Annotated in this window: 19 protein-coding genes and 1 riboswitch; of the genes, 10 read left to right on the forward strand and 9 right to left on the reverse strand. The window is 56.0% G+C overall.

The features are described 5' to 3' along the window. Positions 1–114 precede the first annotated feature (114 nt). The 3 genes from ACMGG3_RS10890 to yegS all read left to right on the forward strand — a co-directional run bounded on the left by ACMGG3_RS10890 (position 115) and on the right by yegS (position 3,111). On the forward strand, positions 115–447 hold the full coding sequence (locus ACMGG3_RS10890) for a YegP family protein (RefSeq protein ID WP_014170853.1): 333 nt from the start codon (positions 115–117) through the stop codon (positions 445–447). Between the two features lie 154 nt (positions 448–601). Beyond that, positions 602–1,963 (forward strand): tRNA 5-hydroxyuridine modification protein YegQ, encoded by a 1,362-nt coding sequence (yegQ, locus tag ACMGG3_RS10895; RefSeq protein ID WP_014170855.1) that lies wholly within the window; start codon positions 602–604, stop codon positions 1,961–1,963. A gap of 248 nt (positions 1,964–2,211) precedes the next feature. Beyond that, positions 2,212–3,111, forward strand: a complete 900-nt coding sequence (yegS, locus tag ACMGG3_RS10900; RefSeq protein WP_014170856.1) for a lipid kinase YegS — start codon at positions 2,212–2,214, stop codon at positions 3,109–3,111. Positions 3,112–3,165: 54 nt separating this feature from the next. Here yegS and fbaB read toward each other — a convergent pair whose 3' ends face one another. Further along, a complete protein-coding gene (fbaB, locus tag ACMGG3_RS10905; RefSeq protein WP_014170857.1) occupies positions 3,166–4,218 on the reverse strand; it encodes a class I fructose-bisphosphate aldolase in 1,053 nt (350 codons plus the stop codon). A gap of 251 nt (positions 4,219–4,469) precedes the next feature. Between fbaB and ACMGG3_RS10910 the strand changes: the two genes are divergently transcribed. From ACMGG3_RS10910 to ACMGG3_RS10920, 3 genes are read left to right on the forward strand one after another with little or no spacing between them, the layout of a single operon-like run. Further along, positions 4,470–5,747, forward strand: coding sequence for a nucleoside permease (locus ACMGG3_RS10910; protein ID WP_025203667.1), 1,278 nt, complete (start codon positions 4,470–4,472; stop codon positions 5,745–5,747). Beyond that, a complete protein-coding gene (locus tag ACMGG3_RS10915; protein ID WP_020883237.1) occupies positions 5,744–6,748 on the forward strand; it encodes an ADP-ribosylglycohydrolase family protein in 1,005 nt (334 codons plus the stop codon). Before ACMGG3_RS10910 ends, ACMGG3_RS10915 begins: the two co-directional genes overlap by 4 nt. Then, positions 6,745–7,698 (forward strand): PfkB family carbohydrate kinase, encoded by a 954-nt coding sequence (locus ACMGG3_RS10920; protein ID WP_032680616.1) that lies wholly within the window; start codon positions 6,745–6,747, stop codon positions 7,696–7,698. Before ACMGG3_RS10915 ends, ACMGG3_RS10920 begins: the two co-directional genes overlap by 4 nt. On the opposite strand, the gene ACMGG3_RS10925 is transcribed toward ACMGG3_RS10920, so the two are convergent. The 3 genes from ACMGG3_RS10925 to thiM are packed head-to-tail and all read right to left on the reverse strand — an operon-like array spanning position 7,672 to position 10,028. Continuing rightward, positions 7,672–8,418, reverse strand: coding sequence for a GntR family transcriptional regulator (locus ACMGG3_RS10925; RefSeq protein WP_014170861.1), 747 nt, complete (start codon positions 8,416–8,418; stop codon positions 7,672–7,674). The genes ACMGG3_RS10920 and ACMGG3_RS10925 overlap by 27 nt on opposite strands. Positions 8,419–8,460: 42 nt before the next feature. Then, on the reverse strand, positions 8,461–9,261 hold the full coding sequence (thiD, locus tag ACMGG3_RS10930) for a bifunctional hydroxymethylpyrimidine kinase/phosphomethylpyrimidine kinase (RefSeq protein WP_025203664.1): 801 nt from the start codon (positions 9,259–9,261) through the stop codon (positions 8,461–8,463). Further along, positions 9,258–10,028 (reverse strand): hydroxyethylthiazole kinase, encoded by a 771-nt coding sequence (gene thiM / locus ACMGG3_RS10935; protein ID WP_333178166.1) that lies wholly within the window; start codon positions 10,026–10,028, stop codon positions 9,258–9,260. The genes thiD and thiM overlap by 4 nt, the downstream gene beginning before the upstream one ends. Positions 10,029–10,063: 35 nt before the next feature. Then, a riboswitch (TPP riboswitch) is annotated at positions 10,064–10,161 on the reverse strand. A gap of 493 nt (positions 10,162–10,654) precedes the next feature. Between thiM and ACMGG3_RS10940 the strand changes: the two genes are divergently transcribed. Both ACMGG3_RS10940 and ACMGG3_RS10945 read left to right on the forward strand, forming a co-directional pair. Continuing rightward, positions 10,655–12,031: a diaminobutyrate--2-oxoglutarate transaminase gene (locus tag ACMGG3_RS10940; protein ID WP_014170865.1), complete on the forward strand. Its 1,377-nt coding sequence runs from the start codon at positions 10,655–10,657 to the stop codon at positions 12,029–12,031. Between the two features lie 18 nt (positions 12,032–12,049). After that, positions 12,050–13,516, forward strand: a complete 1,467-nt coding sequence (locus ACMGG3_RS10945) for a pyridoxal phosphate-dependent decarboxylase family protein (protein ID WP_025203662.1) — start codon at positions 12,050–12,052, stop codon at positions 13,514–13,516. A 36-nt stretch (positions 13,517–13,552) separates the two neighbouring features. On the opposite strand, the gene ACMGG3_RS10950 is transcribed toward ACMGG3_RS10945, so the two are convergent. Further along, positions 13,553–14,068, reverse strand: a complete 516-nt coding sequence (locus tag ACMGG3_RS10950; RefSeq protein ID WP_414149891.1) for a protein disulfide oxidoreductase — start codon at positions 14,066–14,068, stop codon at positions 13,553–13,555. Positions 14,069–14,138: 70 nt separating this feature from the next. Further along, entirely contained in the window at positions 14,139–15,059 is a 921-nt protein-coding gene (locus tag ACMGG3_RS10955; protein WP_163326644.1) for a LysR family transcriptional regulator, read from the reverse strand. A gap of 122 nt (positions 15,060–15,181) precedes the next feature. On the opposite strand from ACMGG3_RS10955, the gene ACMGG3_RS10960 reads away from it, so the two are divergent. Then, entirely contained in the window at positions 15,182–16,960 is a 1,779-nt protein-coding gene (locus tag ACMGG3_RS10960; RefSeq protein WP_078774602.1) for an adenine deaminase, read from the forward strand. A gap of 20 nt (positions 16,961–16,980) precedes the next feature. After that, on the forward strand, positions 16,981–18,324 hold the full coding sequence (locus ACMGG3_RS10965; protein WP_414149892.1) for an NCS2 family permease: 1,344 nt from the start codon (positions 16,981–16,983) through the stop codon (positions 18,322–18,324). On the opposite strand, the gene ACMGG3_RS10970 is transcribed toward ACMGG3_RS10965, so the two are convergent. From ACMGG3_RS10970 to ACMGG3_RS10980, 3 genes are read right to left on the reverse strand one after another with little or no spacing between them, the layout of a single operon-like run. After that, positions 18,321–20,519 (reverse strand): polysaccharide biosynthesis tyrosine autokinase, encoded by a 2,199-nt coding sequence (locus ACMGG3_RS10970; protein ID WP_414149893.1) that lies wholly within the window; start codon positions 20,517–20,519, stop codon positions 18,321–18,323. The genes ACMGG3_RS10965 and ACMGG3_RS10970 overlap by 4 nt on opposite strands. Next, a complete protein-coding gene (locus ACMGG3_RS10975; RefSeq protein WP_020883220.1) occupies positions 20,519–20,968 on the reverse strand; it encodes a protein-tyrosine-phosphatase in 450 nt (149 codons plus the stop codon). Before ACMGG3_RS10975 ends, ACMGG3_RS10970 begins: the two co-directional genes overlap by 1 nt. After that, positions 20,968–22,107, reverse strand: a complete 1,140-nt coding sequence (locus ACMGG3_RS10980; protein WP_371005765.1) for a polysaccharide export protein — start codon at positions 22,105–22,107, stop codon at positions 20,968–20,970. Before ACMGG3_RS10980 ends, ACMGG3_RS10975 begins: the two co-directional genes overlap by 1 nt. Positions 22,108–22,468 lie beyond the last annotated feature (361 nt).

The raw sequence follows: 22,468 nt of genomic DNA on the forward strand, positions 1-22,468 counted from the left end.
CCTGCTGGCGGGTTTTTCATTTCTGGAAAGCAACGAAGAATCAACCATACTCACATTACCGGTTCGCTTATTGATAACTGGTGCAGATAATTCCACTTCGTTCAAGGAGTTCCTATGTCTGGTTGGTTCGAGTTAAACAAAAGCAGTGATGGGCAGTTCAGGTTTGTTCTCAAAGCAGGAAACGGAGAAACGATCCTGACCAGTGAGCTTTACACCACCAAAAATTCCGCCGAAAACGGTATCGCCTCCGTTCGCACCAATAGCCCTTCTGATGAACGTTATGAGAAGAAAGTGGCCACCAACGGTAAATTCCACTTCAATCTGAAGGCCGGGAATCATCAGGTTATTGGTAGCAGCCAGATGTATGCCTCGGAACAGTCGCGAGATAAAGGCATCGCGTCGGTCAAAACTAACGGTTCAAGCCAGACGGTAAAAGACAATACCTGACGACACGCATCCGGCCGGGTTAGCGATGGTACGACCCGGCGCTTTACCTCCCTGTCCCTCAGCGCTACAATGCCCGCCCTTAAAGTGGGGGATCTCCCCTTACCGCTGCACCTGGTGCATGCGGATCTGACCTGTCATCAGAACGAGAACAAACATGTTTAAACCGGAACTCCTTTCCCCGGCGGGAACTCTGCAAAATATGCGTTACGCTTTCGCCTATGGCGCTGACGCCGTCTATGCTGGCCAGCCGCGCTATTCACTGCGCGTGCGTAACAATGAATTCAACCACGAGAACCTGCAGCTCGGCATTAACGAAGCACATGCCCTGGGCAAAAAATTCTACGTGGTGGTCAACATTGCGCCGCATAACGCCAAGCTGAAAACGTTCATTCGCGATCTGAAGCCGGTGGTTGATATGGGACCGGACGCACTGATCATGTCGGACCCGGGTTTAATCATGCTGGTTCGGGAGAACTTCCCGGAGATGGATATTCACCTCTCCGTTCAGGCCAACGCCGTTAACTGGGCAACGGTGAAATTCTGGAAACAGATGGGGCTGACCCGCGTCATTCTGTCTCGTGAACTTTCGCTGGAAGAGATTGAAGAAATCCGCACGCAGGTGCCGGATATGGAAATCGAAATCTTCGTTCACGGCGCGCTGTGCATGGCCTACTCCGGTCGCTGCCTGCTCTCGGGATACATCAACAAGCGTGACCCGAATCAGGGTACCTGCACCAACGCCTGCCGCTGGGAATATAACGTTCAGGAAGGCAAAGAAGACGACATTGGCAATATCGTCCACAAACATGAGCCGATCCCGGTGACCAACGTGGAGCCAACCTTAGGCATCGGCGCGCCAACTGACAGCGTGTTCATGATTGAAGAAGCCAAACGTCCGGGTGAGTACATGACCGCCTTTGAAGACGAGCATGGCACTTATATCATGAACTCCAAAGACCTGCGTGCGATTGCGCACGTTGAGCGTCTGACGCAGATGGGCGTGCATTCCCTGAAAATTGAAGGCCGTACCAAGTCCTACTACTATTGCGCGCGTACTGCTCAGGTGTACCGTAAAGCCATCGACGATGCCGCTGCCGGCAAACCGTTCGATACCAGCCTGCTGGAAACCCTGGAAGGCCTGGCGCATCGCGGTTATACCGAAGGCTTCCTGCGTCGTCACACCCATGACGATTACCAGAACTACGAACACGGCTATTCCGTTTCCGAGCGCCAGCAGTTTGTCGGTGATTTTACCGGTGAGCGCAAAGGTGCGCTGGCCGCCGTGGCGGTGAAGAACAAATTCACCAAAGGCGACAGCCTGGAGTTGATGACCCCGCAGGGCAACATGAACTTCACCCTGGAACATCTGGAAAACGGTAAAGGCGAAGCAATTGACGTGGCGCCAGGCAACGGCCATACCGTCTGGCTGCCGGTACCCGAAGAAGTGGAGCTGGAGTTTGCGCTGCTGATGCGTAATTTCAACGGTGAAAGTACCCGTAACCCGCACAGTAAATAATCAAGCAGGGAAATTTTTTCGCGCTGGGATAATTCTTAGAATCGGATCACATACCGCTTCGTTCAATACGGGTATTATCCCCCCGCTGAAAAACATAACCCATAAATGCTAGCTGTACCAGGAACCACCTCCTTAGCCTGCGTAATCTCCCTTACGCGGGCTTATTTTTTCCCTTTCATCCTGTTCTTACCCGCTTTTTTCCTCCCTGCTATACACTCTTACTAACGCTAAAAAAGGGAGCAGCGCGGATGGCAATCTATCCAGACAGTTTATTGATTCTCAATGGCAAAAGTGCGGGCAACGATTTGTTGCGCCAGGCAGTGACGGATTTGCGTGAAGACGGTGCGCGTATACACGTGCGAGTGACGTGGGAAAAAGGTGATGCGGCACGCTATATCGACGAAGGTCTGAAGCTCGGGGTCGAAACCATTATTTCTGGCGGGGGCGATGGCACCATTAATGAAATTGCCGGCGCTCTGATAGATCTTCCCGCAACCGACCGCCCGGTGATGGGCATTTTGCCGCTCGGTACGGCCAACGATTTCGCCACCAGCGCCGGAATCCCCGAAGAACTGGGAAAAGCCCTGCAGCTGGCTATCCTCGGCAAAGCCACCGCCGTGGATATTGCTCAGGTGAATGAAAAAACCTGTTTTATCAATATGGCGACCGGTGGATTCGGGACGCGCATTACCAGCGAAACCCCTGAAAAGCTGAAGGCAGCGCTGGGCGGCGTCTCGTATCTGATCCATGGCCTGATGCGTATGGATACCCTGAAGCCGGACCGCTGTGAGATTCACGGCGAGAACTTTCAGTGGCAGGGTGATGCGCTGGTGATTGGTATCGGCAATGGCCGTCAGGCCGGTGGCGGACAGCAGTTATGCCCGGAGGCGCTGATCAATGATGGTCAGTTACAGCTGCGTATTTTCACGGGTGATGGCCTGCTGCCTGCGCTGTTTACCACCCTGACCCAGCCAGAGGAGAGCCCGAATATTATTGCCGGTAAATCCGCGTGGTTTGAAGTGAATGCCCCACACGGCATGACGTTTAATCTTGACGGAGAGCCGCTGAGCGGGAAGCAGTTCCGCATTGAGGTGTTACCGGGCGCGCTACAGTGCCGGCTGCCACCGGACTGCCAGCTTCTGCGTTGACAGTGTGGCCGGGCGGCGGTAACGCCTGACCCGGCCAGCGTTTTACAAAAAGTCTTAAGCGATAGTCACTTTGCTGTCCAGGTACACATCCTGCACGGCATTGATCAGCTTCACGCCGTCAGCCATCGATTTTTTAAACGCCTTACGGCCCAGGATCAGCCCCATACCGCCCGCGCGCTTATTGATAACCGCCGTGCGCACCGCATCGGAGAGATCGGTGTCGCCACCCGCCGCACCACCGGAGTTAATTAACCCGGCACGTCCCATATAGCAGTTCGCCAGCTGATAACGCACCAGGTCGATAGGGTTTTCGCTGGTCAGTTTGCTGTAGACCCGGTCATCGGTGTAACCGAAGTTTACCGCTTTATAACCGCCGTTATTTTCCGCCATCTTCTGCTTCACAATATCCGCGCCAATGGTCGCCGCCAGATGGTTCGCCTGGCCGGTCAGGTCGGCAGAAACGTGGTAGTCCACTCCGTCTTTCTTAAATGCGGAGTTACGCAGATACGCCCACAGAACGGTGACCATACCCAGCTCATGCGCGCGTTCGAAGGCAGCAGAAATTTCTTCAATCTGGCGACGTGACTGCTCAGAACCAAAGTAGATCGTCGCCCCGACCGCGACCGCACCCATATTGAACGCCTGCTCTACGCTGGCGTAAAGCGTCTGATCGTATTCGGTCGGGTAACTCAGGGTTTCGTTGTGATTCAGTTTGACGAGGAATGGAATGCGGTGGGCATAGCGACGCGATACGGAGGCCAGTACGCCATAGGTGGACGCCACGCAGTTACAGCCTGCTTCTATCGCCAGTTCGACGATGTTCTTCGGATCGAAATACAACGGGTTCGCCGCAAAGGAGGCGCCCGCGGAGTGCTCAACGCCCTGGTCAACCGGCAAAATAGAAAGATACCCGGTTCCCCCCAGTCGGCCGGTATTATAGAGGGTCTGCATATTTCGCAGTACCGCAGGCGGACGGTTGTTATCAACCATCACGCGGTCGACGTAATCGTGGCCAGGCAGATAAAGCTGGTCGGCTGGAATGGTCATACAACGATGCTGTAAAAGGCTGTCGGCGTCTTTGCCAAGCAACTGCGCAATATCAGTCATGTGATGCTCCCGTAAGCCCGACGTGATGTCGGTGAGTGTTTATCCAGACCCATAGCGTTATGGGCAGACTAAGCCTGGTACCGACTTAACAGATTTTCCACCATTTGCATTTTTTTTCAGCACAATCTGCTGGCTCGATTCGTGTACAACAAAACTGTTACATTGATCAAACAATCACCGCAAAGGTATTTAAAAGGTATTATTAAGTGGTATGTTAAAGGCGTACCCTCTCTGACATGCAGGATTAAACAATGAAAACGAAAGTCCAACTGTCATTCATGATGTTTGTTGAATGGTTTATCTGGGGCGCGTGGTTTGTACCGCTGTGGTTGTGGCTGAGCAAAAGCGGTTTTACCGCCGGGGAAATTGGCTGGTCTTATGCCTGTACCGCGATTGCCGCGATCCTCTCCCCCATTCTGGTGGGTTCACTGACCGACCGCTTTTTCGCTGCGCAGAAAGTACTGGCCGTACTGATGTTCGCCGGTGCCATCGTGATGTACTTCGCCGCACAGCAAACCCAGTTCAGCACCTTTTTCCCGCTGCTGCTGGTTTACTCCCTGACCTATATGCCGACCATTGCGCTGACCAACAGTATTGCCTTCGCCAATGTGGATGATGTGGAGGCTGATTTCCCGCGTATCCGCGTGATGGGCACCCTCGGCTGGATCGCCTCGGGACTGGCGTGCGGTTTCCTGCCGCAGATGATGGGCTATAACGACATTTCCGATACCAATATTCCGCTGCTGATGACGGCGGGCAGCTCCGCCCTGCTCGGTGTCTTTGCGCTGTTCCTGCCGAACACCCCGCCGAAGAGTACCGGCAAGATGGATTTCAAAGTCATGCTGGGGCTGGATGCGCTGATCCTGCTGCGCGATAAAAACTTCCTGGTGTTCTTCTTCTGCTCATTCCTGTTCGCGATGCCGCTGGCCTTCTATTACATCTTTGCTAACGGCTATCTCACCGAAGTGGGGATGAAAAACGCCACCGGCTGGATGACGCTCGGCCAGTTCTCCGAAATCTTCTTTATGCTGGCGCTGCCGTTCTTCACCAAACGCTTTGGTATTAAGAAGGTCTTGCTGCTGGGCCTGCTCACCGCCGCCATCCGCTATGGCTTCTTTGTTTACGGTGGTGCCGATCAGTACTTCACCTATGCCCTGCTGTTCCTCGGCATTCTGCTGCATGGCGTGAGCTACGACTTCTACTATGTGACCGCGTATATCTACGTGGATAAAAAAGCGCCGGTGCATATGCGCACCGCCGCACAAGGCCTGATTACGCTGTGCTGTCAGGGGTTTGGTAGCCTGTTAGGTTACCGCCTGGGCGGCGTGATGATGGAAAAAATGTTCGCATACAAAGAGCCGGTGAATGGGTTGACCTTCAACTGGGCCGGAATGTGGGCATTCGGAGGGATCATGATTGCCGTGATCGCCGTGCTGTTTATGCTGTTTTTCCGCGAATCGGACAAAGAGATCACCGCAATTGAGGTGGTTGAAGGCGATACCGCGCTGACACGAGGGGAAGTTAAATGAAACAAGAACGTGTTCTCGGTGCCCTTTACGGGCAAGCGTTAGGGGATGCGATGGGCATGCCGTCGGAGCTTTGGCCGAGAAAGCGCGTCAAAGCGCACTTCGGCTGGATCGACCGTTTTTTACCCGGACCGGCTGAAAATAACGCCGCCTGCTATTTTAAGCAGGCAGAATTCACCGACGATACGTCAATGGCGTTATGCCTGGCGGATGCGATTATCGAATGCGACGGGCAGATCAACGCGGATGTTATCGGCAAACATATTCTGCACTGGGCGGAGTCGTTCGATGCGTTTAACAAGAATGTGTTAGGTCCGACATCGAAGATTGCGCTTAACGCCATTCGTGACGGCAAGCCGGTCAGTGAACTGGAAAACAACGGCGTCACCAACGGTGCGGCGATGCGCGCCTCTCCGCTGGGCTGCCTGCTGCCGGCCACGCGTCTGGAGCACTTTGTCGCAGAGGTGGCGCTGGCCTCAAGCCCGACCCATAAATCCGACCTCGCGATTGCCGGCGCGGTGGTGATAGCCTGGGCGGTGTCGCGTGCCATTGACGGTGAACGCTGGCAGAACATCGTCGATGCCCTGCCAGGCATTGCCCGCTACGCACAGGAAGCGAAAACAACCACCTTCAGCGCATCGCTGGCGGCACGGATTGAGCTCGCCCTTAAGACCGTGCGTGAAGCCAACGGCATCGATTCCGCCAGCGAGCAGGTTTACCAGCTTATTGGCGCGGGCACCAGCACGCTTGAGTCGGTTCCAGCGGCGATTGCGATGGTCGAACTGGCAGGCACCGACCCGAACCGCTGCGCCATTTTGTGCGCCAACCTCGGCGGTGATACGGACACCATCGGCGCGATGGCGACGGCAATCTGCGGTGCGCTTCACGGCGTACAGGCGATTGACCCGGCGTACAAGGAGGAACTCGACGCCGTAAACCGCCTCGACTTTAACCACTACTGTGAAAAACTGCTGCACTTCCGGGAGCAAAGGGAGGGCGTATGAGTGCTTTTGCTGCACGCCTTGAAACACTGCACGCCACTCGCCCGGTCACGGTGTTGGGTGCTGCGGTCATCGACGTGATCGCCGACGCCTATGCCCTGCCCTGGCGCGGGTGTGATATCGAACTCAAACAACAGGGTGTCAATATCGGCGGCTGTGCGCTGAATATTGCTATTGCGCTGAAACGGCTCGGGATCGCCGCGCAAAACGCGCTCCCTGTCGGTCACGGAGTGTGGGCAGACATCATCCGTAACGCCATGGCCAAACAGGATCTGCACAGCGTCATCGAAGTAGAAACGGGCGACAACGGCTGGTGTCTGGCGCTGGTCGAACCGGACGGTGAGCGGACCTTTATGTCGTTTAGCGGCGTGGAGAACCAGTGGCAACAGCGCTGGCTGGATGCGCTGCACGTGCCGTCTGAAAGCCTGGTCTACCTCTCAGGCTATCAGCTGGCGTCACCGTGCGGAGAGCGTCTGACGGCCTGGCTGGAAGGCCTGGAAAACATTACCGCGTTTATCGACTTTGGGCCGCGCATTGCCGATATTCCTGATGCGCTGATGGCGCGGATCATGGCCTGTAAGCCGATGGTATCGCTTAATCGCCAGGAAGCCGAGATGGCAGCGGGACGATTTGGCATGGAAGCTGAAACACTCGGCCCGCAGTGGCTACAGCGTTTTGGTTCTGCGCTGATTATTCGCCACGATAAAGACGGTGCCGCCTGGTATGAGGGTGATAAATCGGGCTACGTTCCGGCGTTTCCCGCAACCGTCGTCGACACGATCGGTGCGGGCGACAGCCACGCCGGTGGCACGCTTGCCGGGCTGGCGGCAGGATGGTCGCTGGCTGATGCCGTTACGCTTGGCAATGCAGTGGCAGCCTGGGTCGTTAGCCACCGCGGCGGCGACTGCGCGCCAGGGCGCGAGGCGTTACTCCTCGCACACAAAGACGTATAAATCGCTACGGCAGTAGCTGATGCTGAACTCAATGGGCCGGTTCTGCTGATCAAGTGCAACCTGCTTGATCACCAGCACCGGGATTTTGTCATCCATGCGGATATGCGTCTGAAACTCGCTGTCCGGCATGCGGGCACTGACGCGTGAGCGGGTGCGTTGCGGGAAGATATTCTGGCTACGGAAGTAGTCATACAGGGAAATCCCAATTGCATCCGGATCGTGAATCAACCCTACCGGCACCCAGGACTCCTCAATCGATACGGCGTCATCATCCACATAGCGGATGCGCTTAAGCAAAAAGACCTCGCTCTCCGGCGGCACTGACAGCTGGCTGGCCACCTCTTCCGGGCATTTCACCACCCGTTTATTCACCCACAGCGTGTTGGGCTTTTTGCCGCGCAGCACCACCTGCTGAGAAAAACCGCGCGCTTCCTTGAGCGAGTATTCAAAGATGTTATTGATTTGCGTCCCATAGCCCCGGGCGCGCGTCACTACGCCCTCGGCTTCCAGAGCCTGCATCGCTTTGCGCACGGTAATGCGCGACACGCCGGTTAACTGACTGAGATCGCGCTCGCCGGGCAGTATATTCCCATGCTCCAGCACCCCGTTGCGTACCGCGTTTTTTACCGTTTCGGCAAATTTCAGATACAGCGGCGTGTTGTCCGGGGCGGCAATGCGTTCATTCAGTTGGTCGATTAACCGGGTATGCGCTTGTTCCATCTCTGTTTTTCTCAGGCCTGGTGTGTGTTGCCAGTATACGGCTTACCACCAGGCATGAAAATGGTGTACCGGACCAATACCGTGACCAACCTCGAGAGTATCGGCTTTTGCCAGCGCTTCGGAGAGCCAGATTTTAGCGTCGCGGACCGTATCCCCCCAGTTGTCACGACGGGGGCGCAAAGCCGCCAGCGCGGCAGAGAGCGTGCAGCCGGTCCCGTGGGTGTTTTTGGTCTGTACCCGCGGGGCCGTGAAACGCAGCGCACCGTCGTGGGTAAACAACCAGTCAGGGCTTTCTTCATCATCAAGATGACCGCCTTTCATCAGCACGGCGCCGCAGCCCATCGCCAGGAGCGCATTCCCCTGCTCTTTCATTTCGCGCTCATTCTGCGCGTGCGGCGCATCCAGCAGCGCAGCGGCTTCAGGCAGATTAGGCGTGATAAGCGCAACCTGCGGCAGCAGCTTATTTCGCAGCGTCTCGACGGCGGAGGCGGACAGCAGCGGGTCACCGCTTTTTGCCAGCATCACGGTATCCAGCACCACGTTTTGCACCTGGTAACGTTTAAGCCGTTCTGCCACCGCTTCAACAATGTCGGTCTCGGCCAGCATCCCAATCTTGGTGGTGTCGATTCGCACATCGCTGAAAACCGAATCCAGCTGTGCGGCGACAAAGTCCGGCTCAATGCGGTAAACCGACTGCACGCCACGCGTATTTTGCGCCACCAACGCGGTAATCACCGAGCAGCCGTATGCGCCGAGTGCGGAGAATGTTTTCAAATCAGCCTGAATGCCCGCGCCGCCGCTTGGGTCGGTACCGGCAATAGTAAGGGCGTTAATCCGTTTCATACCCGTTCCTCCAGAGTGTAGAGCGCGTCGAGGAACGCGCTGGCAAAACTGCCGGGACCACCAGACCGGGTGACGGCCGCCGTTCCGGCACGTTTCATCCATCCGCAGGCGGCGGCGATGTTATCCAGCCGGTCACCGGGAAGCGAGCAGCTCGCCGCCACGACTGCCGAGAGCGCGCATCCCGTTCCCACCACGCGGGTCATTATCGGGTCACCGCCCACGACCGTGCGGGTGCGCTGCCCGTCGGTGACGTAATCCCGTTCACCGGTGACCACCACAATGGCATTCGTCTGGCGAGCCAGCGCCTGCGCGGCAGGCAGCGCAGCCGCCGCCGTGTCGGTGGTATCGACGCCGCGCCCGCCCGCACTCATCCCGGCCAGGGCGAGAATTTCCGAGGCATTGCCGCGAATGGCCGCCGGTTTCAGGGCGAGGATTTGGTGGCAAAAACGGGTGCGGAACGTCAGCGCCCCTACGGCAACCGGGTCAAGCGTCCAGGGTTTCCCTGCTGCCACTGCACTCTCAATCGCCCGGCGCATCGACTGGGCGCGCGGCGCCGTCAGCGTCCCGACGTTAATCAGCAGGGCATCTGCGAGCGCGGCAAACTGCTCGGCCTCTTCGGCTTCAATCACCATAGCCGGAGAAGCGCCAAGCGACAGTAACACATTGGCCGTAAAGGTCTGTACCACATCGTTGGTCATACAGTGGGTAAGCGGGGAACGGGTTCGAAACTGATGTAAAACGTGTAAATCGAGCAGGTCAGGCTGCATGGTATCGCTCCTGCCGTGCGTGAAGAAGCGATGACCGGGAAGGCATCTGACTTCCCTACGCTGGCATTATCCAGATCAGGTAATACGGGTATTTCTCAGCCTTCATTTAAGAAGGGCACCCCGAGTCATTGGTAAGAATTCACTTACATTTGGCAGATTAGGGGAAGAGTACCAGTGATGCAAGACCTGATGATTTCTCGCTTTCACGATTTTGTTATACCAATCAGATGTAATGAGAAGCCTGTAACCGCTATGTCCGGGAATAAAAACAACCTGTCGTGACCCCGGTATTTTGCAGGTAATGTCGAGATAATGCGCTTAAAGGGGCTATCTGCCCCCCTTAACGTCCCTCAATGGCACGATTTGTCACACACTTTTCTCTCTTTTTACAGTCCTGACAAAATACGCGTAACCGGCTGTTTTTGTTTGGCATAAAGCGCAATTTTTATTCTTAAAATGAGGATATTCCCTCCCCCGTACCGCATGTCATAAAACAGTAAACAAATTAACCATTGAGCCTCGTGACAAAAGGCTCTATATTGGCGGCGTTTTTTTCAGGCCCCCATCTGTTTTTTAACTTTTTATTCAATCGTTGCTCATAACGAAGCGGCGGTTGTAGGAGTGATATGATGACGGATAAAGTCCGTATTGACACCGTAGATGCCCACAAAAGCAACGAAACCTATCTGGCCCGTCAGGCCGAGTTTGAATCTAACGTCAGGAGTTATCCGCGCAAACTGCCTTTAGCAATCACTAAAGCAGAAGGCGTGTGGATCACCGATGCAGACAATAAAGAATACCTTGACTGTTTAGCAGGCGCAGGCACCCTTGCGCTTGGACATAACCATCCTGATGTGCTGAAAAGCATCCAAAATGTCATTACCAGCGGCTTGCCGTTACATACTCTGGATCTGACTACGCCTCTGAAAGACGCGTTCTCAGAATATCTGCTCTCTCTGCTGCCTGGCCAGGGCAAAGAGTACTGCCTGCAGTTCACCGGTCCATCCGGTGCTGACGCCGTTGAAGCGGCGCTGAAACTGGCGAAAAAAGTGACCGGTCGTAGCGGTATCATCAGCTTCTCTGGTGGTTACCACGGTATGACTCACGGCGCACTGGCCGTTACCGGCAACCTGTCTCCGAAAGAAGCGGTTAACGGTATGATGCCAGAAGTGCAGTTCATGCCTTACCCACACCAGTACCGTTGCCCACTGGGTATCGGCGGTGAGGCGGGTGTGAAAGCGCTGACCTACTATTTCGAAAACCTGATCAACGACGTTGAAAGCGGCGTGCGTAAACCTGCGGCAGTGATCCTTGAAGCCGTTCAGGGTGAAGGCGGCGTGAACCCGGCTCCGGTTGAGTGGCTGCAGCGCATCCGTAAAGTGACTCAGGAACACGGCATTCTGCTGATCCTCGACGAAGTTCAGGCTGGCTTTGCCCGTACCGGTAAATTCTTCGCCTTCGAACACGCGGGCATTGAGCCAGACATCATCGTGATGTCTAAAGCGGTTGGCGGCGGTCTGCCACTGGCGGTACTCGGCATCAAAAAACAGTTCGATGCGTGGGCACCAGGCCACCACACCGGTACCTTCCGCGGCAACCAGCTGGCAATGGCAACCGGTCTGACAACGCTGAAAATCCTGAAAGACCAGAACATCGCGGGCAAAGTGGCCGCACAGGGCGAATGGCTGAAAGGCCAGCTGAACGAGATGGCGAAACGCTATCCGGTTATCGGTCACGTTCGCGGCCTGGGCATGATGATCGGGATTGAGATCGTTAAGCCACACGAAGCGGCAGACCACATGGGTTGCTACCCGGGTGATGGCGAGCTGTCTGCACTGATTCAGAAGAAGTGCTTCGAAGCCGGCCTGATTCTGGAGCGCGGTGGTCGCAACGGTATTGTTCTGCGTCTGCTGCCTTCCCTGCTGATCAGCGATGATGAGCTGAAAGTCTTCCTGGATAAATTCGAGCAGGCGCTGCTTGCTGCGGGCGTTCGCCCGGCGTAACCGGAGTTGTTGAACACGATGTCAGATTCAAACCCAATTTTGTTCTCCTCTGCACAGAGCATTGAAGCTTACCAGCAGGCGATTGAACAAAGCACTCAGGCTGTGATGCAGTGGCTGAAACAGCCTGAGATGTATCAGGGCAAAACGGTCGCGGAACTGCGCGACCGTATTAAGCTGGATTTCAACCCGAAAGGGCTGGGCAACGAAGCGGCAATTGAACGCGCCGTGGAGTTCTTCCTGAAAGACAGCCTGTCCGTTCATCACCCGCAGTGTGTGGCGCACCTGCACTGCCCAAGCCTGGTGGTTAGCCAGGCGGCGGAAGTACTGATTAACGCCACTAACCAGAGCATGGACTCCTGGGATCAAAGCCCGTCCGCAACCATCATTGAGATCAAGCTGATCGAATGGCTGCGTACCCGCGTGGGTTATCAGGCTGGCGACGCCGGTGTGTTCACCAGCGGCGGCACGCAGAGCAACCTGATGGGTCTGATGCTGGCCCGTGATGCGTTCTTCGCGCGTCAGGGTCATTCCGTTCAGCAGGACGGCCTGGTTGGCGATCTGCGTAAAATCCGCGTGCTGTGCTCTGAAAACGCACACTTCTCCGTGCAGAAGAACATGGCGCTGATGGGTCTGGGCTACCAGTCCGTCGTGCAGGTGAAAACGGATGAATTCTCGCGCATGGATCTCAACGATCTGGCAGCGAAAATTGAGCAGTGCAATGCTAACGGCGAGCAGATCCTGGCGATTGTTGCCACTGCCGGTACTACCGATGCAGGTGCAATCGATCCGCTGCGTGCCATTGCTGAACTGGCGGCGAAACAGAATATCTGGGTACACGTTGATGCGGCCTGGGGCGGCGCGCTGCTGATGTCCGAGCAGTATCGTCACTACCTGGACGGTATCGAGCTGGTGGATTCCGTTACTCTGGACTTCCACAAGCAGTTCTTCCAGACCATCAGCTGCGGTGCGTTCCTGCTCAAAGAAGCGCGCCACTATGAGCTGATGCGCTATCAGGCGGCCTATCTGAACTCTGAGTTCGATGAAGAAGCTGGCGTGCCTAACTTGGTGTCCAAATCTCTGCAGACGACCCGTCGTTTCGACGCGCTGAAGCTGTGGATGAGCCTGGAAGCGCTGGGTCAGGAACAATACGCGGCGATCATCGATCACGGTGTTACGCTGGCACAGCAGGTTGCGGCTTACGTGAAAGAGCAGCCTGCTCTGGAACTGGTTATGCAACCGCAGCTGGCAAGCGTACTGTTCCGCTTCCGTGGACAGGTACAGATGGACGACGCGGGTATCGCCCTGCTGAACCAGAAAATTGGTGATGCGCTGCTGGAATCCGGCCGTGCTAACGTCGGCGTGACCGAGCATAACGGCGTCACCTGCCTGAAACTGACTCTGCTGAACCCAACCGTGACCCTGGAGGACATTAAAGTCCTGCTGTCGCTGGTTGAGCGTACCGCACAGGAAGTTCTGGCGAAGTAATATCCAGCCCCTCTTCCGCCGGAAGAGGGGCTCTCTTTACAGCCCTGCCCACCACAGTCTGAGCTTCATTCCCCAGTAACTTGTCCACCCCGTAGTAGTACTGACCACTTTCCCCTTCGACACGATCACCAGCGTCGGTGTTACGCTCACCTGCCACCCCTGTGACAGCGCACCGTTGGCATCGTTGACCACCGGCATGACCAGCTGTTTCTTGTCGACCCAGCGCGCCAGCTTTGCATCGTCGCCGGAACGCATGGCGATACTCACGACGTTGCCACCCTGTTCTGCCAGCGTATTGACCGAGGGCGTCGTAAACCGGCAGATGCTGCACCAAGTTGCCCATACGTATATCAGCAGCGGGCGTTCCTGGCTGAGTGCCGTTATATCGTGGATCTTTCCGTCGATGCTGTGCATCGGTGCAGCGCTAAAGCTGGCGGGGAGTGTGGGCTTGCGGTATTGATCCACGCCCCACATTACGGCCAGCGCGAGCAGAAAGAAGATGATCCCTTCCCGCGCCCAGCGGCGCAGTCGACTGAATGTGCGGTTTTCCATTGTGACCTCTTGATGAATCGACGGTCATCTTAGCGAGCAATGCGTCATCACGCTGTAAAGAAGTGTCGGGTCATTTCGTTCGCAACGTGTCGGCCATCAGCGTAAAGCAGGATTCGATAAGCGAAGGAAGCGGCTGCGGGGCACGCATTAACGCCACCGTGCGGGCCAGGGCCGGTTGTTGAAGATGTACCACCCTGAGCTGCGGGTCCTGGAGGTGCGTGGTATAGAGCTGCGGTAAAATCGCCACGGCGAGTTTCGAGCGCACCAGACCATACAAAGTTTCGATGTAGTCCACCTGATAGCGTGTCGGCAACGACAAACGGTGGCTTTCCGCGAGCGCCGCAACCAGACGCTGAATATTACCTTTTGAGAACACGGCGATATCCCGCCCTGCCAGTTGCTTCCAGGGCAGGTGCGCCGACGCGGCCAGCGGATCGTCGATGTGAATGACCGCGACAAACGGGTCATCCTGTAAGGGAAACACGTTCAACTGGTCGGGAACCGAGTTATCGAGCGCACCAATGCCGAAATCAATCTGCCCTTTCAGCAGCTGAGCCACCAGCGCATCGTTGGTTTGATCGTGAAATTCCACCCTGAGGCGGGGAAAAGCCTGCGCGAGCGTCCGGGGCAACAAGGGGAACAGCAGCGAACTCACGGAAGGGATCAGCCCGATACGCACCGTTCCTTCGCCGCCCGCCTGAACAATGTGCTGCATGTCGTCAAACGCAAGCTGCGCCACGCTGAGCACCCGCTGCGCGTGCGGCAGGATGGCATTGCCAAGCTCCGTCAACGTCACGGCCGAGGCGGTCCGGTTAACCAGTTTGCCCCCAAGCACCGTCTCGATTTGCCGCAACGCACTGCTGAGGGCCGGCTGGCTGATAGCCAGTTTGCTGGCGGTATCAGTAAAATGACGCAGCTGCGCCAGAGTGACAAAATACTGTAGCTGTCGAAGAGAGAGCGCGGGCAAGCGCTGCCAGGGTTCCGTCATGATTATCCATTACACGCGTCACAGAATAACCCGGGGTTATCGGGCGATAAATTTTATCAGCTGGGCAAACGTTTGCCGTGTGCATAGAGTAGCGTCATTATTTTGATGCTGGAACTGTTAATTGCATGACTGCTGAAACCCGACGCCGCGCCGTTCAGGCTGCACGAGGCGAAATGCCCTTTGACCTGCTGCTCACCGATACCCGTATTGTGGATATGGTCACCGGTGAGATCCGCGAAGCGGATGTTGGTATCGTGGGATCACTGATTGCCAGTGTCCATCCGCGCGGCAGCCGCAACGACGCACATGAGACCCACGCGCTGAACAACCAGTTTCTGTCGCCAGGGCTGATCGATACCCACGTCCACCTTGAAAGCTCCCATCTTATGCCCGCCCGCTACGCGGAGATTGTGCTTGCACAGGGCACCACGGCGGTCTTCTGGGATCCGCATGAACTGGCCAACGTGCTGGGCATTGACGGCGTCCGTTTTGCCATTGAGGCCAGCCGCAATCTGCCGCTGCAGGTGATGGTCGCCGCGCCTTCAAGCGTGCCCTCAACGCCCGGCCTGGAAATGTCCGGGGCGGATTTTGCCGGAGACGAGATGAACACCCTGCTTGGCTGGCCGGAAGTGCGCGGTGTGGCTGAAGTGATGGACATGCACGGGGTGCTTAATGGCAGCCAGCGTATGCTTGAAATTATGCAGGCCGGGCTCGACAGCGGAAAGCTGATTGAAGGCCATGCCCGCGGTCTCAGCGGTGCGGATTTACAGGCTTATCTGGCAGCAGGCGTGACTTCTGACCATGAGTTAACGTCGGCTGACGATGCGCTGGAAAAACTGCGTGCCGGGCTGACGCTGGAGATCCGCGGTTCGCACCCTTATCTGCTGCCCGATATTGTCAGCGCCCTGAAAACGCTCCCCCATCTTTCGTCTCACATCACGGTTTGTACCGATGATGTTCCGCCAGACATCCTCATGGAAAAAGGCGGGATCATCGCGCTGCTGAACCTGCTGATTGAACATGGATTAGCGGCCACCGACGCACTGCGTTTTGCAACGCTCAATGCAGCCATTCGCCTGCAGCGTAACGACCTGGGGCTGATTGCCGCCGGGCGTCGCGCGGATCTGGTGGTGTTTGACTCGCTGGATAAACTGACGGCGCGCCAGGTCTACGTCGCCGGAAAGCTGATTGCCCGGGACGGGGCAACGCTCGAACCTGTTGCTGATACGCCTCTTACGTTGCCGCGTGATACCGTACGGTTGTCTGCCCTGACCGCTGATGATTTTTGCATGCGTATTGGCAACGCGAACCATGGCGTGGCTCGCTTGCGCCACATCTACGGCGCGCGCTTTACCCGCTGGGGTGAAACAGATGTGCAGGTGCGCAACGGGTGCGTGCAGATCCCGGACGGTTTTAGCCTGATCTGGGTTCAGCATCGCCATGCCCGTCATGCAGCAAAACCGCAAATTGCCCTGCTTCAAGGCTGGGGGGAACTGCGCGGGGCGATTGCCACCAGCTACTCGCACGACTCTCACAACCTGGTGGTTTTGGGCCGCGATCCGAACGATATGGCGCTGGCTGCCAATACGCTTATCAACAGCGGTGGTGGCATGGCGCTGGCGCAACAGGGTGACGTGATTGCCCACGTTGCCATGCCGATTGCGGGCATGCTGTCGGAACTGCCACCTGCCGAGCTGGCGCTGCAGTTCAGGACGCTGCGCGATCGCAGCAGTCTGATTGCCGACTGGGAACCGCCTTATCGGGTCTTTAAGGCCATAGAAGGAACCTGCCTTGCCTGTAATGCCGGGCCACATTTGACCGATCTTGGACTGACCGATGGCAGCACGCGCCAGATTGTCGATCCGCTGATTTCTTACCGGGAAACCCCGGACAACACACAATAATACCGAAGGAGAGCCGGATAATGGCCGACAATACCGTTAATTCGCCAGCACCAGGGCGCTGGCTTGAACGTCGTTTTGCACTCCGTGCACGCGGGAGCACCGTGCGCACCGAGTGCCTGGCGGGGATCACCGGTTTTTTCGCCGCCGCCTATTTGCTGGTGGTGATCCCGGGGCTGCTGGCCGTGGGAGGAATGGACAAAGGCGCCGCGACCACGGGCACCATTCTGGTCTTCGTTGCCGGGACGCTGCTGATGGCGTTTTACGCCAACCTGCCGTTTATCGTCGGGCCAGGAATTGGTGGCTCGGTGCTGGTCGGAGTGACGCTTGCGGGCAGTGAAGGCATTGGCTGGCAAATTGGTCTGGGTATCGCCTGCTGGTCGGGGATTTTATTCTTTCTGCTGACCCGGTTTGGCCTGCGTGAAGTGGTGACCCGCTCGGTGCCACAGTCCATCAAGCTGGGGCTGACGGCCTCCATCGGGCTGTTTGTCGCCGTACTCGGTTTCCGCAACGCCGGGCTGGTGCTGGCGAATGCCAAAACGAACGCACTGATGCTGGGAGATTTTTTGTCACCCGGTGCACTGGTGGCGTTACTCGGCCTGTTCCTGGCTATCGGCCTGCAGGCTCGTCGTATTCCGGGTGCGATCCTGTGGGCTATCCTGCTCGCGACCCTCGTGGGTATTCCGATGGGCGTCACGAAATTACCCGCCAGTTTTATCGATGTGCCCCACTCCATCGCTCCCGTCCTTGGGCATGTCGATATGCTGGGCGCGCTGAATATTGCTTTTCTGCCATTCCTGTTTGTCTTCTTCGCCTCCGAGTTTTTCTCCACCATGGGAACAACGCTGGCGGTGGGCGGGGAAGCAGGGCTGCTGGATGAAGAAGGCAATATGCCAAACATTAACCGCCCGTTTATGGTGGACTCCATTGCCGCCGCGATTGGCCCGTGGGTAGGCATTCCTGCCGCCACGGCGCTGATTGAATCGTCCGCAGCCGCGGAAGCTGGCGGCAAAACCGGCATGACCGCGCTGGCCGCGGCGGTAATGTTCCTGCTGATGCTGCTGTTTACCCCTGTGGCGCTGATGATCCCGAAAGAAGCCACGGCGCCCGCCCTGATCCTCATCGGGCTGAATATGTTTAGCGGTTTACGTAAGGTTGATCTGGCGAACTTCACCGACGGCTTGCCGGTGTTGATGATGGTGATGATTACGCTGATTGCCAACAGTTTCGGGACCGGTATTGCGGGCGGGCTGCTGTTTTATATCGTTATCAAAGCGATAGCCGGGAAATGGCGCGATATCCCCGTCGGTCTTTGGATCCTCGCCATTCCCCTGGTGTATTACTTCGCCACGCTGGTGAAGCACTAACCCTCACGCCTCTTTTCCTTCGGGGTATAGCCGTAGTCGAAATGGCTATACCCCGCGCTGTAATACAGCGCCGCAGATTTCACGATATCATTGAGAATGGCACCGTTCACCTGCACACCCATCTGCTGCAGACGCTTTACACAGTTTTCCGTCTCTTTCACGTTGGTTTTACCAAAGCGGGCAACCAGTAACGTGGTTGCGGCCACTCTGGCAATCAGCACCGCATCGGTCACGGCCAGCACCGGCGGTGTATCAACGATAACAACGTCATAGTGTGCGTTCATCCCCGACATCACCTCCTGGAAGCGTTCTCCCATGAGCAGCTCCACGGGACGTAACGGCTGGGGACCACAGGTCAGAACATCAAAGCCCGCCTTATCAACGCGCTGGATCGCCTCCTGCCACGCCACATTTCCCTCAAGGACAGCGGATAATCCGTGATGGTTGTTCAGCTTAAAGAGATTATGCACATAGCCTTTACGCATATCCGCATCGATAAAGAGCACCCGCTTTCCGGCCTGAGCCGCTATTGATGCCAGTGACGTGCTGACCAGCGTTTTGCCGCAATTCTGTGTGGGGCCCGTAATCACCACGATCTGGTTTGAGGCGTCCATCATCGTGAAGTGCAGGCTGGTACGCAGTCCGCGCATCGCTTCAACAAACATATCCGCTGGCCGGTCTGTGGGCAGGAAGGGGATATCCGAAGTTTTGTGTTTCCCGTGGGGCGCCAAAAAGTGCTTTCGGCGCAAATGCGTTTTTTTCCACAGCCAGACCGAGCGCGGCAGCGTCGCCAGAACCGGCATCCCCTGCTCTTCTATTTGCTCTGACGAGGTGATCCCTCGCCGACAGGCAGTACGAACCAACACCCAACCCATGGAGACCATCAGCCCTAGCAGCACACCAGGCAGAATAATAAGCGCTTTACGGGGCTTTATTGGCTCAGGTTGCGTAACCGCGGTATCAATGATCCGCACGTTGCCGATAGCGCTGGAGCGTGAAATGTTCAGTTCCTGTTGGCGTGTCAGCAGCTGCAGGTAAATGGTACGCCCGGACTCGACATCACGGCTAAGGCGCAACACTTCCTGCTGGGTAGAAGGCATAGATGAAACCCGGCTGTTCAGGCGCGCGCGTCCCTCTTCGAGCGTTTGTCGCTTCTCCCGTAATGCGCGATAGGTCGGGTGATCCTTTTTGAAAAGCTGAGAAACCTCTGCCTCACGAAAAGTCAGTTCGTTGAGCTGATTTTCCACGTTAACGACCTGATCCAGTACGGACTTCGCCTCAAGGGATAAGTCGACGGAATCGCGCTGCGCCCGATAGGCATTCAGTCGTGCTTCGGCCTCATCCAGTTCGTGACGGACCTTAGGCAACTGCTCCTGCAAAAACGCCAGACTTCGGGCATCCTGTGCCTCCTGGCGCGCAATATTCTGGCTGAGATAATTTTCAGCAATCGTATTGAGCACCACCGCTATCCTGTCCGGATCCTCACCCGTCAGCGTCAGGGTGATCATACCGCTCTGTTTACCGGATTCCGCGACAAAGAGTCTCTTCTGCAGCGCGTTAATTGCCTCAAGCCTGGTGAAGGCATGAAGGGTAAATTGGGTCCCCGGCTCCGCGCTGAGCGAGGTCACCAGAAGCGCGACCCCGTCTTTCACCAGCCGTTTGCCAACCCTACCGTCAGCCTTAAGCGTCTCCCCTTCCAGGCGATACCGGCCCTGCCCCAGCACGGTCAGGACAACCGCTTGCGGTTTCCCTTCCTGCTGGGGCAGGGTAAGCTCACCTATCGTCATGTTGCCCGGTTTGCTGCCGCGTAGACGTTCCCAGAGGCGCCCCACAACCGGGAGAACGCGCTGTGTTACCTGATATGTCAGCCCCAGATTATCAACGGTTCCCCCCAGGATCATGCGCGATTTAAGCAGCAACAGTTCAGGTTCAGCGTCGGGTGAAAGGTCAGACCCAAACTGGCTTAAGCTTTTAAGCAACGAGTTGTCCTGCTTTGCTTCTATTTGTACCAGGGCATCCGCCTGGTAGACCGGCGTGGCGCTAAACGCGTAGAGCCCCGCGCACACCGTAAACAGGAGCGTGACCAGCCCGATTAGCATGCGGTGATCAATCATCTCAGCAAGTAGCTGCATAAGATCGATTTCATTACTGTGCGGTGCGGCAGCACCGTATTTGTCTGATGTATGAGAAGACATTAACGCTTCATTCCTTTTTGACCCACACGACGAGCCCATTCCTGACTGGCTTTTACCAGCTGCCCGAAAACATATTCAAACGCTTCACGACTTTTGCGGTAAGGATCGGGAATGTCCCTGTTTTCCAGCCATTGGCCAAACAGCAGCGATTTTCCGCGACATTCGGGCGACACAGCGGCAATAAAACGCAGGTGCTCCGGCTCCATCACCAGAATTAAATCGGAAGTTTGCAACATGCTGCGCGTCATCTTGCGTGCCACGTGCCCCTCCAGCGAAACGCCGTAACACCGGGCCACCTCCCGTGCAGTTGCATCCGCCGGGCGTCCTTCAAATCCGTAAATCCCAGCCGATGTCACAAGTCTGCCGGGCAGCTGTTGTCGCAACAGCCGCTCCCCCATCGGCGAACGGCAAATATTGCCGGTGCAAACCACTAAGATTGAGTTGAACATTATTGCGGCCATGAACGGATGAAGCGGACGGTTTCGGTCAGGTCATGGACACCGCTGATGGTGGGTACCAGCTGTGTGATCACGCGATTCCAGCGTGACAACGGCGCGGTGGTGACGTAGACAATGTCATACGGTTCCAGCTGGAATTCCGTCCCCAGTACCATCGCGGAGGCATCCTTCGCATTGAGCTGATAGATATTGGCAATTTTGTCCGTCGCCCCTTTTTTCGCTACCGAACGAATAACAAAAATCCCGGTTGCATCGGCCATATTCTGATCCAGCCCGCCTGCATTCCCCAGGGCTTCCGCCAGGGTCATTCCGCTACGATCCATCTTCAGCGTGCTCTGCTTCACCACCTCGCCCATCACGAACACTTTTAAGGCATCGTTACGCGGAACAAAGAGGATATCGCCCGGATACAGCAGCTTATTCTGGCTTAAATCACCGTGCTGCATCAGCGCATAGAGCGAAAGGCGCGCGTCCTGGCCATTATGCGTGAGGACCACGTTACGCCAGTCGGCATCCGCGGAAAGCCCACCTGCGGCGTTGACCGCGTCCATTACCGTCAACGGAATATTGGTTATCGGTTGCTGGCCTGATTTTGCCACCTCTCCCGTCACATAGGCTTTTTGTGAGCGGAAAGACGCCACGCTGACATCCACCTGCGGGCTCTCAATGACCTTCTCCAGTTGCTCGGTGATTGCTTCACGCACCTGCGCGACCGTTTTGCCTGCAACATGCAGTTTTCCGACGTAGGGATAGAAGAGCGTTCCATCCGCATTTACCCAGTTACCCGCGTCACTCGCGGTACGATACTGCCCTGCGGGCGTGGTTAATTCTGGATGATCCCAGACGGTGACCGTCAGGATGTCGCCGGTGCCTATGCGGTATTCCCAGTTTTTAACCTGCTCATCCAGAGTAGGATTTGCCTGAGATTTGAGGACAGGCGGTCGCAATCTTTCAATGAGCGCCGGGGTCAGGGGATAAATTTCCACGTGTTGATCGAGCTGATAATTTGTTTCTCCGTCAGTCATGACTTTTTTCCCGGTAATGCTGAGATCCTGACCTGGCGAAAATACGCAACCAGTTAACTGGCCGACTGAAAGAAATAAAAGTGAAAATAGCGTTGTATTTTTCATTTATATAAAAAGTTCTTTTATTGTTGTGTTTGTTGTTAAACAGATAAAAAATAAATTCATTTACATTAAAATTTTCAACGAGTTATTGTTTTAGCGGACGTATTACAAAAAACAGACAACGTTTCCCTTCCTGGCGATAAAAAAGAAAAATCGTTCCCATTCTTTTGAAAAAAATGGAAAGAGATTGATGTCATACGGAGGCGATATTAAATGTTCTTACGTGGGAAAGCATGCGTTGAACAGTCCATTTGCGAAGTGAGAAGGTATTTTCAGAATTGATTAATGGAATAATAAATATTGGAAATATCAAATTCGTGAGATATTGACCGTAGTGATACTGCACGCGTCATTACGACTACAC

The organism is Enterobacter sp. BNK-18, assembly GCF_047456135.1.
GTDB classification, from domain to species: Bacteria; Pseudomonadota; Gammaproteobacteria; order Enterobacterales; family Enterobacteriaceae; genus Enterobacter; species Enterobacter ludwigii.

Coding starts and splice junctions, on each gene's coding strand:
- thiM (WP_333178166.1), bottom strand. CDS start 10,028: ATGCAGCCTGACCTGCTCGATTTACACGTTTTACATCAGTTTCGAACC.
- thiD (WP_025203664.1), bottom strand. CDS start 9,261: ATGAAACGGATTAACGCCCTTACTATTGCCGGTACCGACCCAAGCGGC.
- ACMGG3_RS10950 (WP_414149891.1), bottom strand. CDS start 14,068: ATGGAAAACCGCACATTCAGTCGACTGCGCCGCTGGGCGCGGGAAGGG.
- ACMGG3_RS10925 (WP_014170861.1), bottom strand. CDS start 8,418: ATGGAACAAGCGCATACCCGGTTAATCGACCAACTGAATGAACGCATT.
- ACMGG3_RS10915 (WP_020883237.1), top strand. CDS start 5,744: ATGAAACAAGAACGTGTTCTCGGTGCCCTTTACGGGCAAGCGTTAGGG.
- ACMGG3_RS10920 (WP_032680616.1), top strand. CDS start 6,745: ATGAGTGCTTTTGCTGCACGCCTTGAAACACTGCACGCCACTCGCCCG.
- ACMGG3_RS10910 (WP_025203667.1), top strand. CDS start 4,470: ATGAAAACGAAAGTCCAACTGTCATTCATGATGTTTGTTGAATGGTTT.
- ACMGG3_RS10965 (WP_414149892.1), top strand. CDS start 16,981: ATGGCCGACAATACCGTTAATTCGCCAGCACCAGGGCGCTGGCTTGAA.
- yegS (WP_014170856.1), top strand. CDS start 2,212: ATGGCAATCTATCCAGACAGTTTATTGATTCTCAATGGCAAAAGTGCG.
- ACMGG3_RS10970 (WP_414149893.1), bottom strand. CDS start 20,519: ATGTCTTCTCATACATCAGACAAATACGGTGCTGCCGCACCGCACAGT.
- yegQ (WP_014170855.1), top strand. CDS start 602: ATGTTTAAACCGGAACTCCTTTCCCCGGCGGGAACTCTGCAAAATATG.
- fbaB (WP_014170857.1), bottom strand. CDS start 4,218: ATGACTGATATTGCGCAGTTGCTTGGCAAAGACGCCGACAGCCTTTTA.
- ACMGG3_RS10940 (WP_014170865.1), top strand. CDS start 10,655: ATGATGACGGATAAAGTCCGTATTGACACCGTAGATGCCCACAAAAGC.
- ACMGG3_RS10975 (WP_020883220.1), bottom strand. CDS start 20,968: ATGTTCAACTCAATCTTAGTGGTTTGCACCGGCAATATTTGCCGTTCG.
- ACMGG3_RS10980 (WP_371005765.1), bottom strand. CDS start 22,107: ATGAAAAATACAACGCTATTTTCACTTTTATTTCTTTCAGTCGGCCAG.
- ACMGG3_RS10890 (WP_014170853.1), top strand. CDS start 115: ATGTCTGGTTGGTTCGAGTTAAACAAAAGCAGTGATGGGCAGTTCAGG.
- ACMGG3_RS10945 (WP_025203662.1), top strand. CDS start 12,050: ATGTCAGATTCAAACCCAATTTTGTTCTCCTCTGCACAGAGCATTGAA.
- ACMGG3_RS10960 (WP_078774602.1), top strand. CDS start 15,182: ATGACTGCTGAAACCCGACGCCGCGCCGTTCAGGCTGCACGAGGCGAA.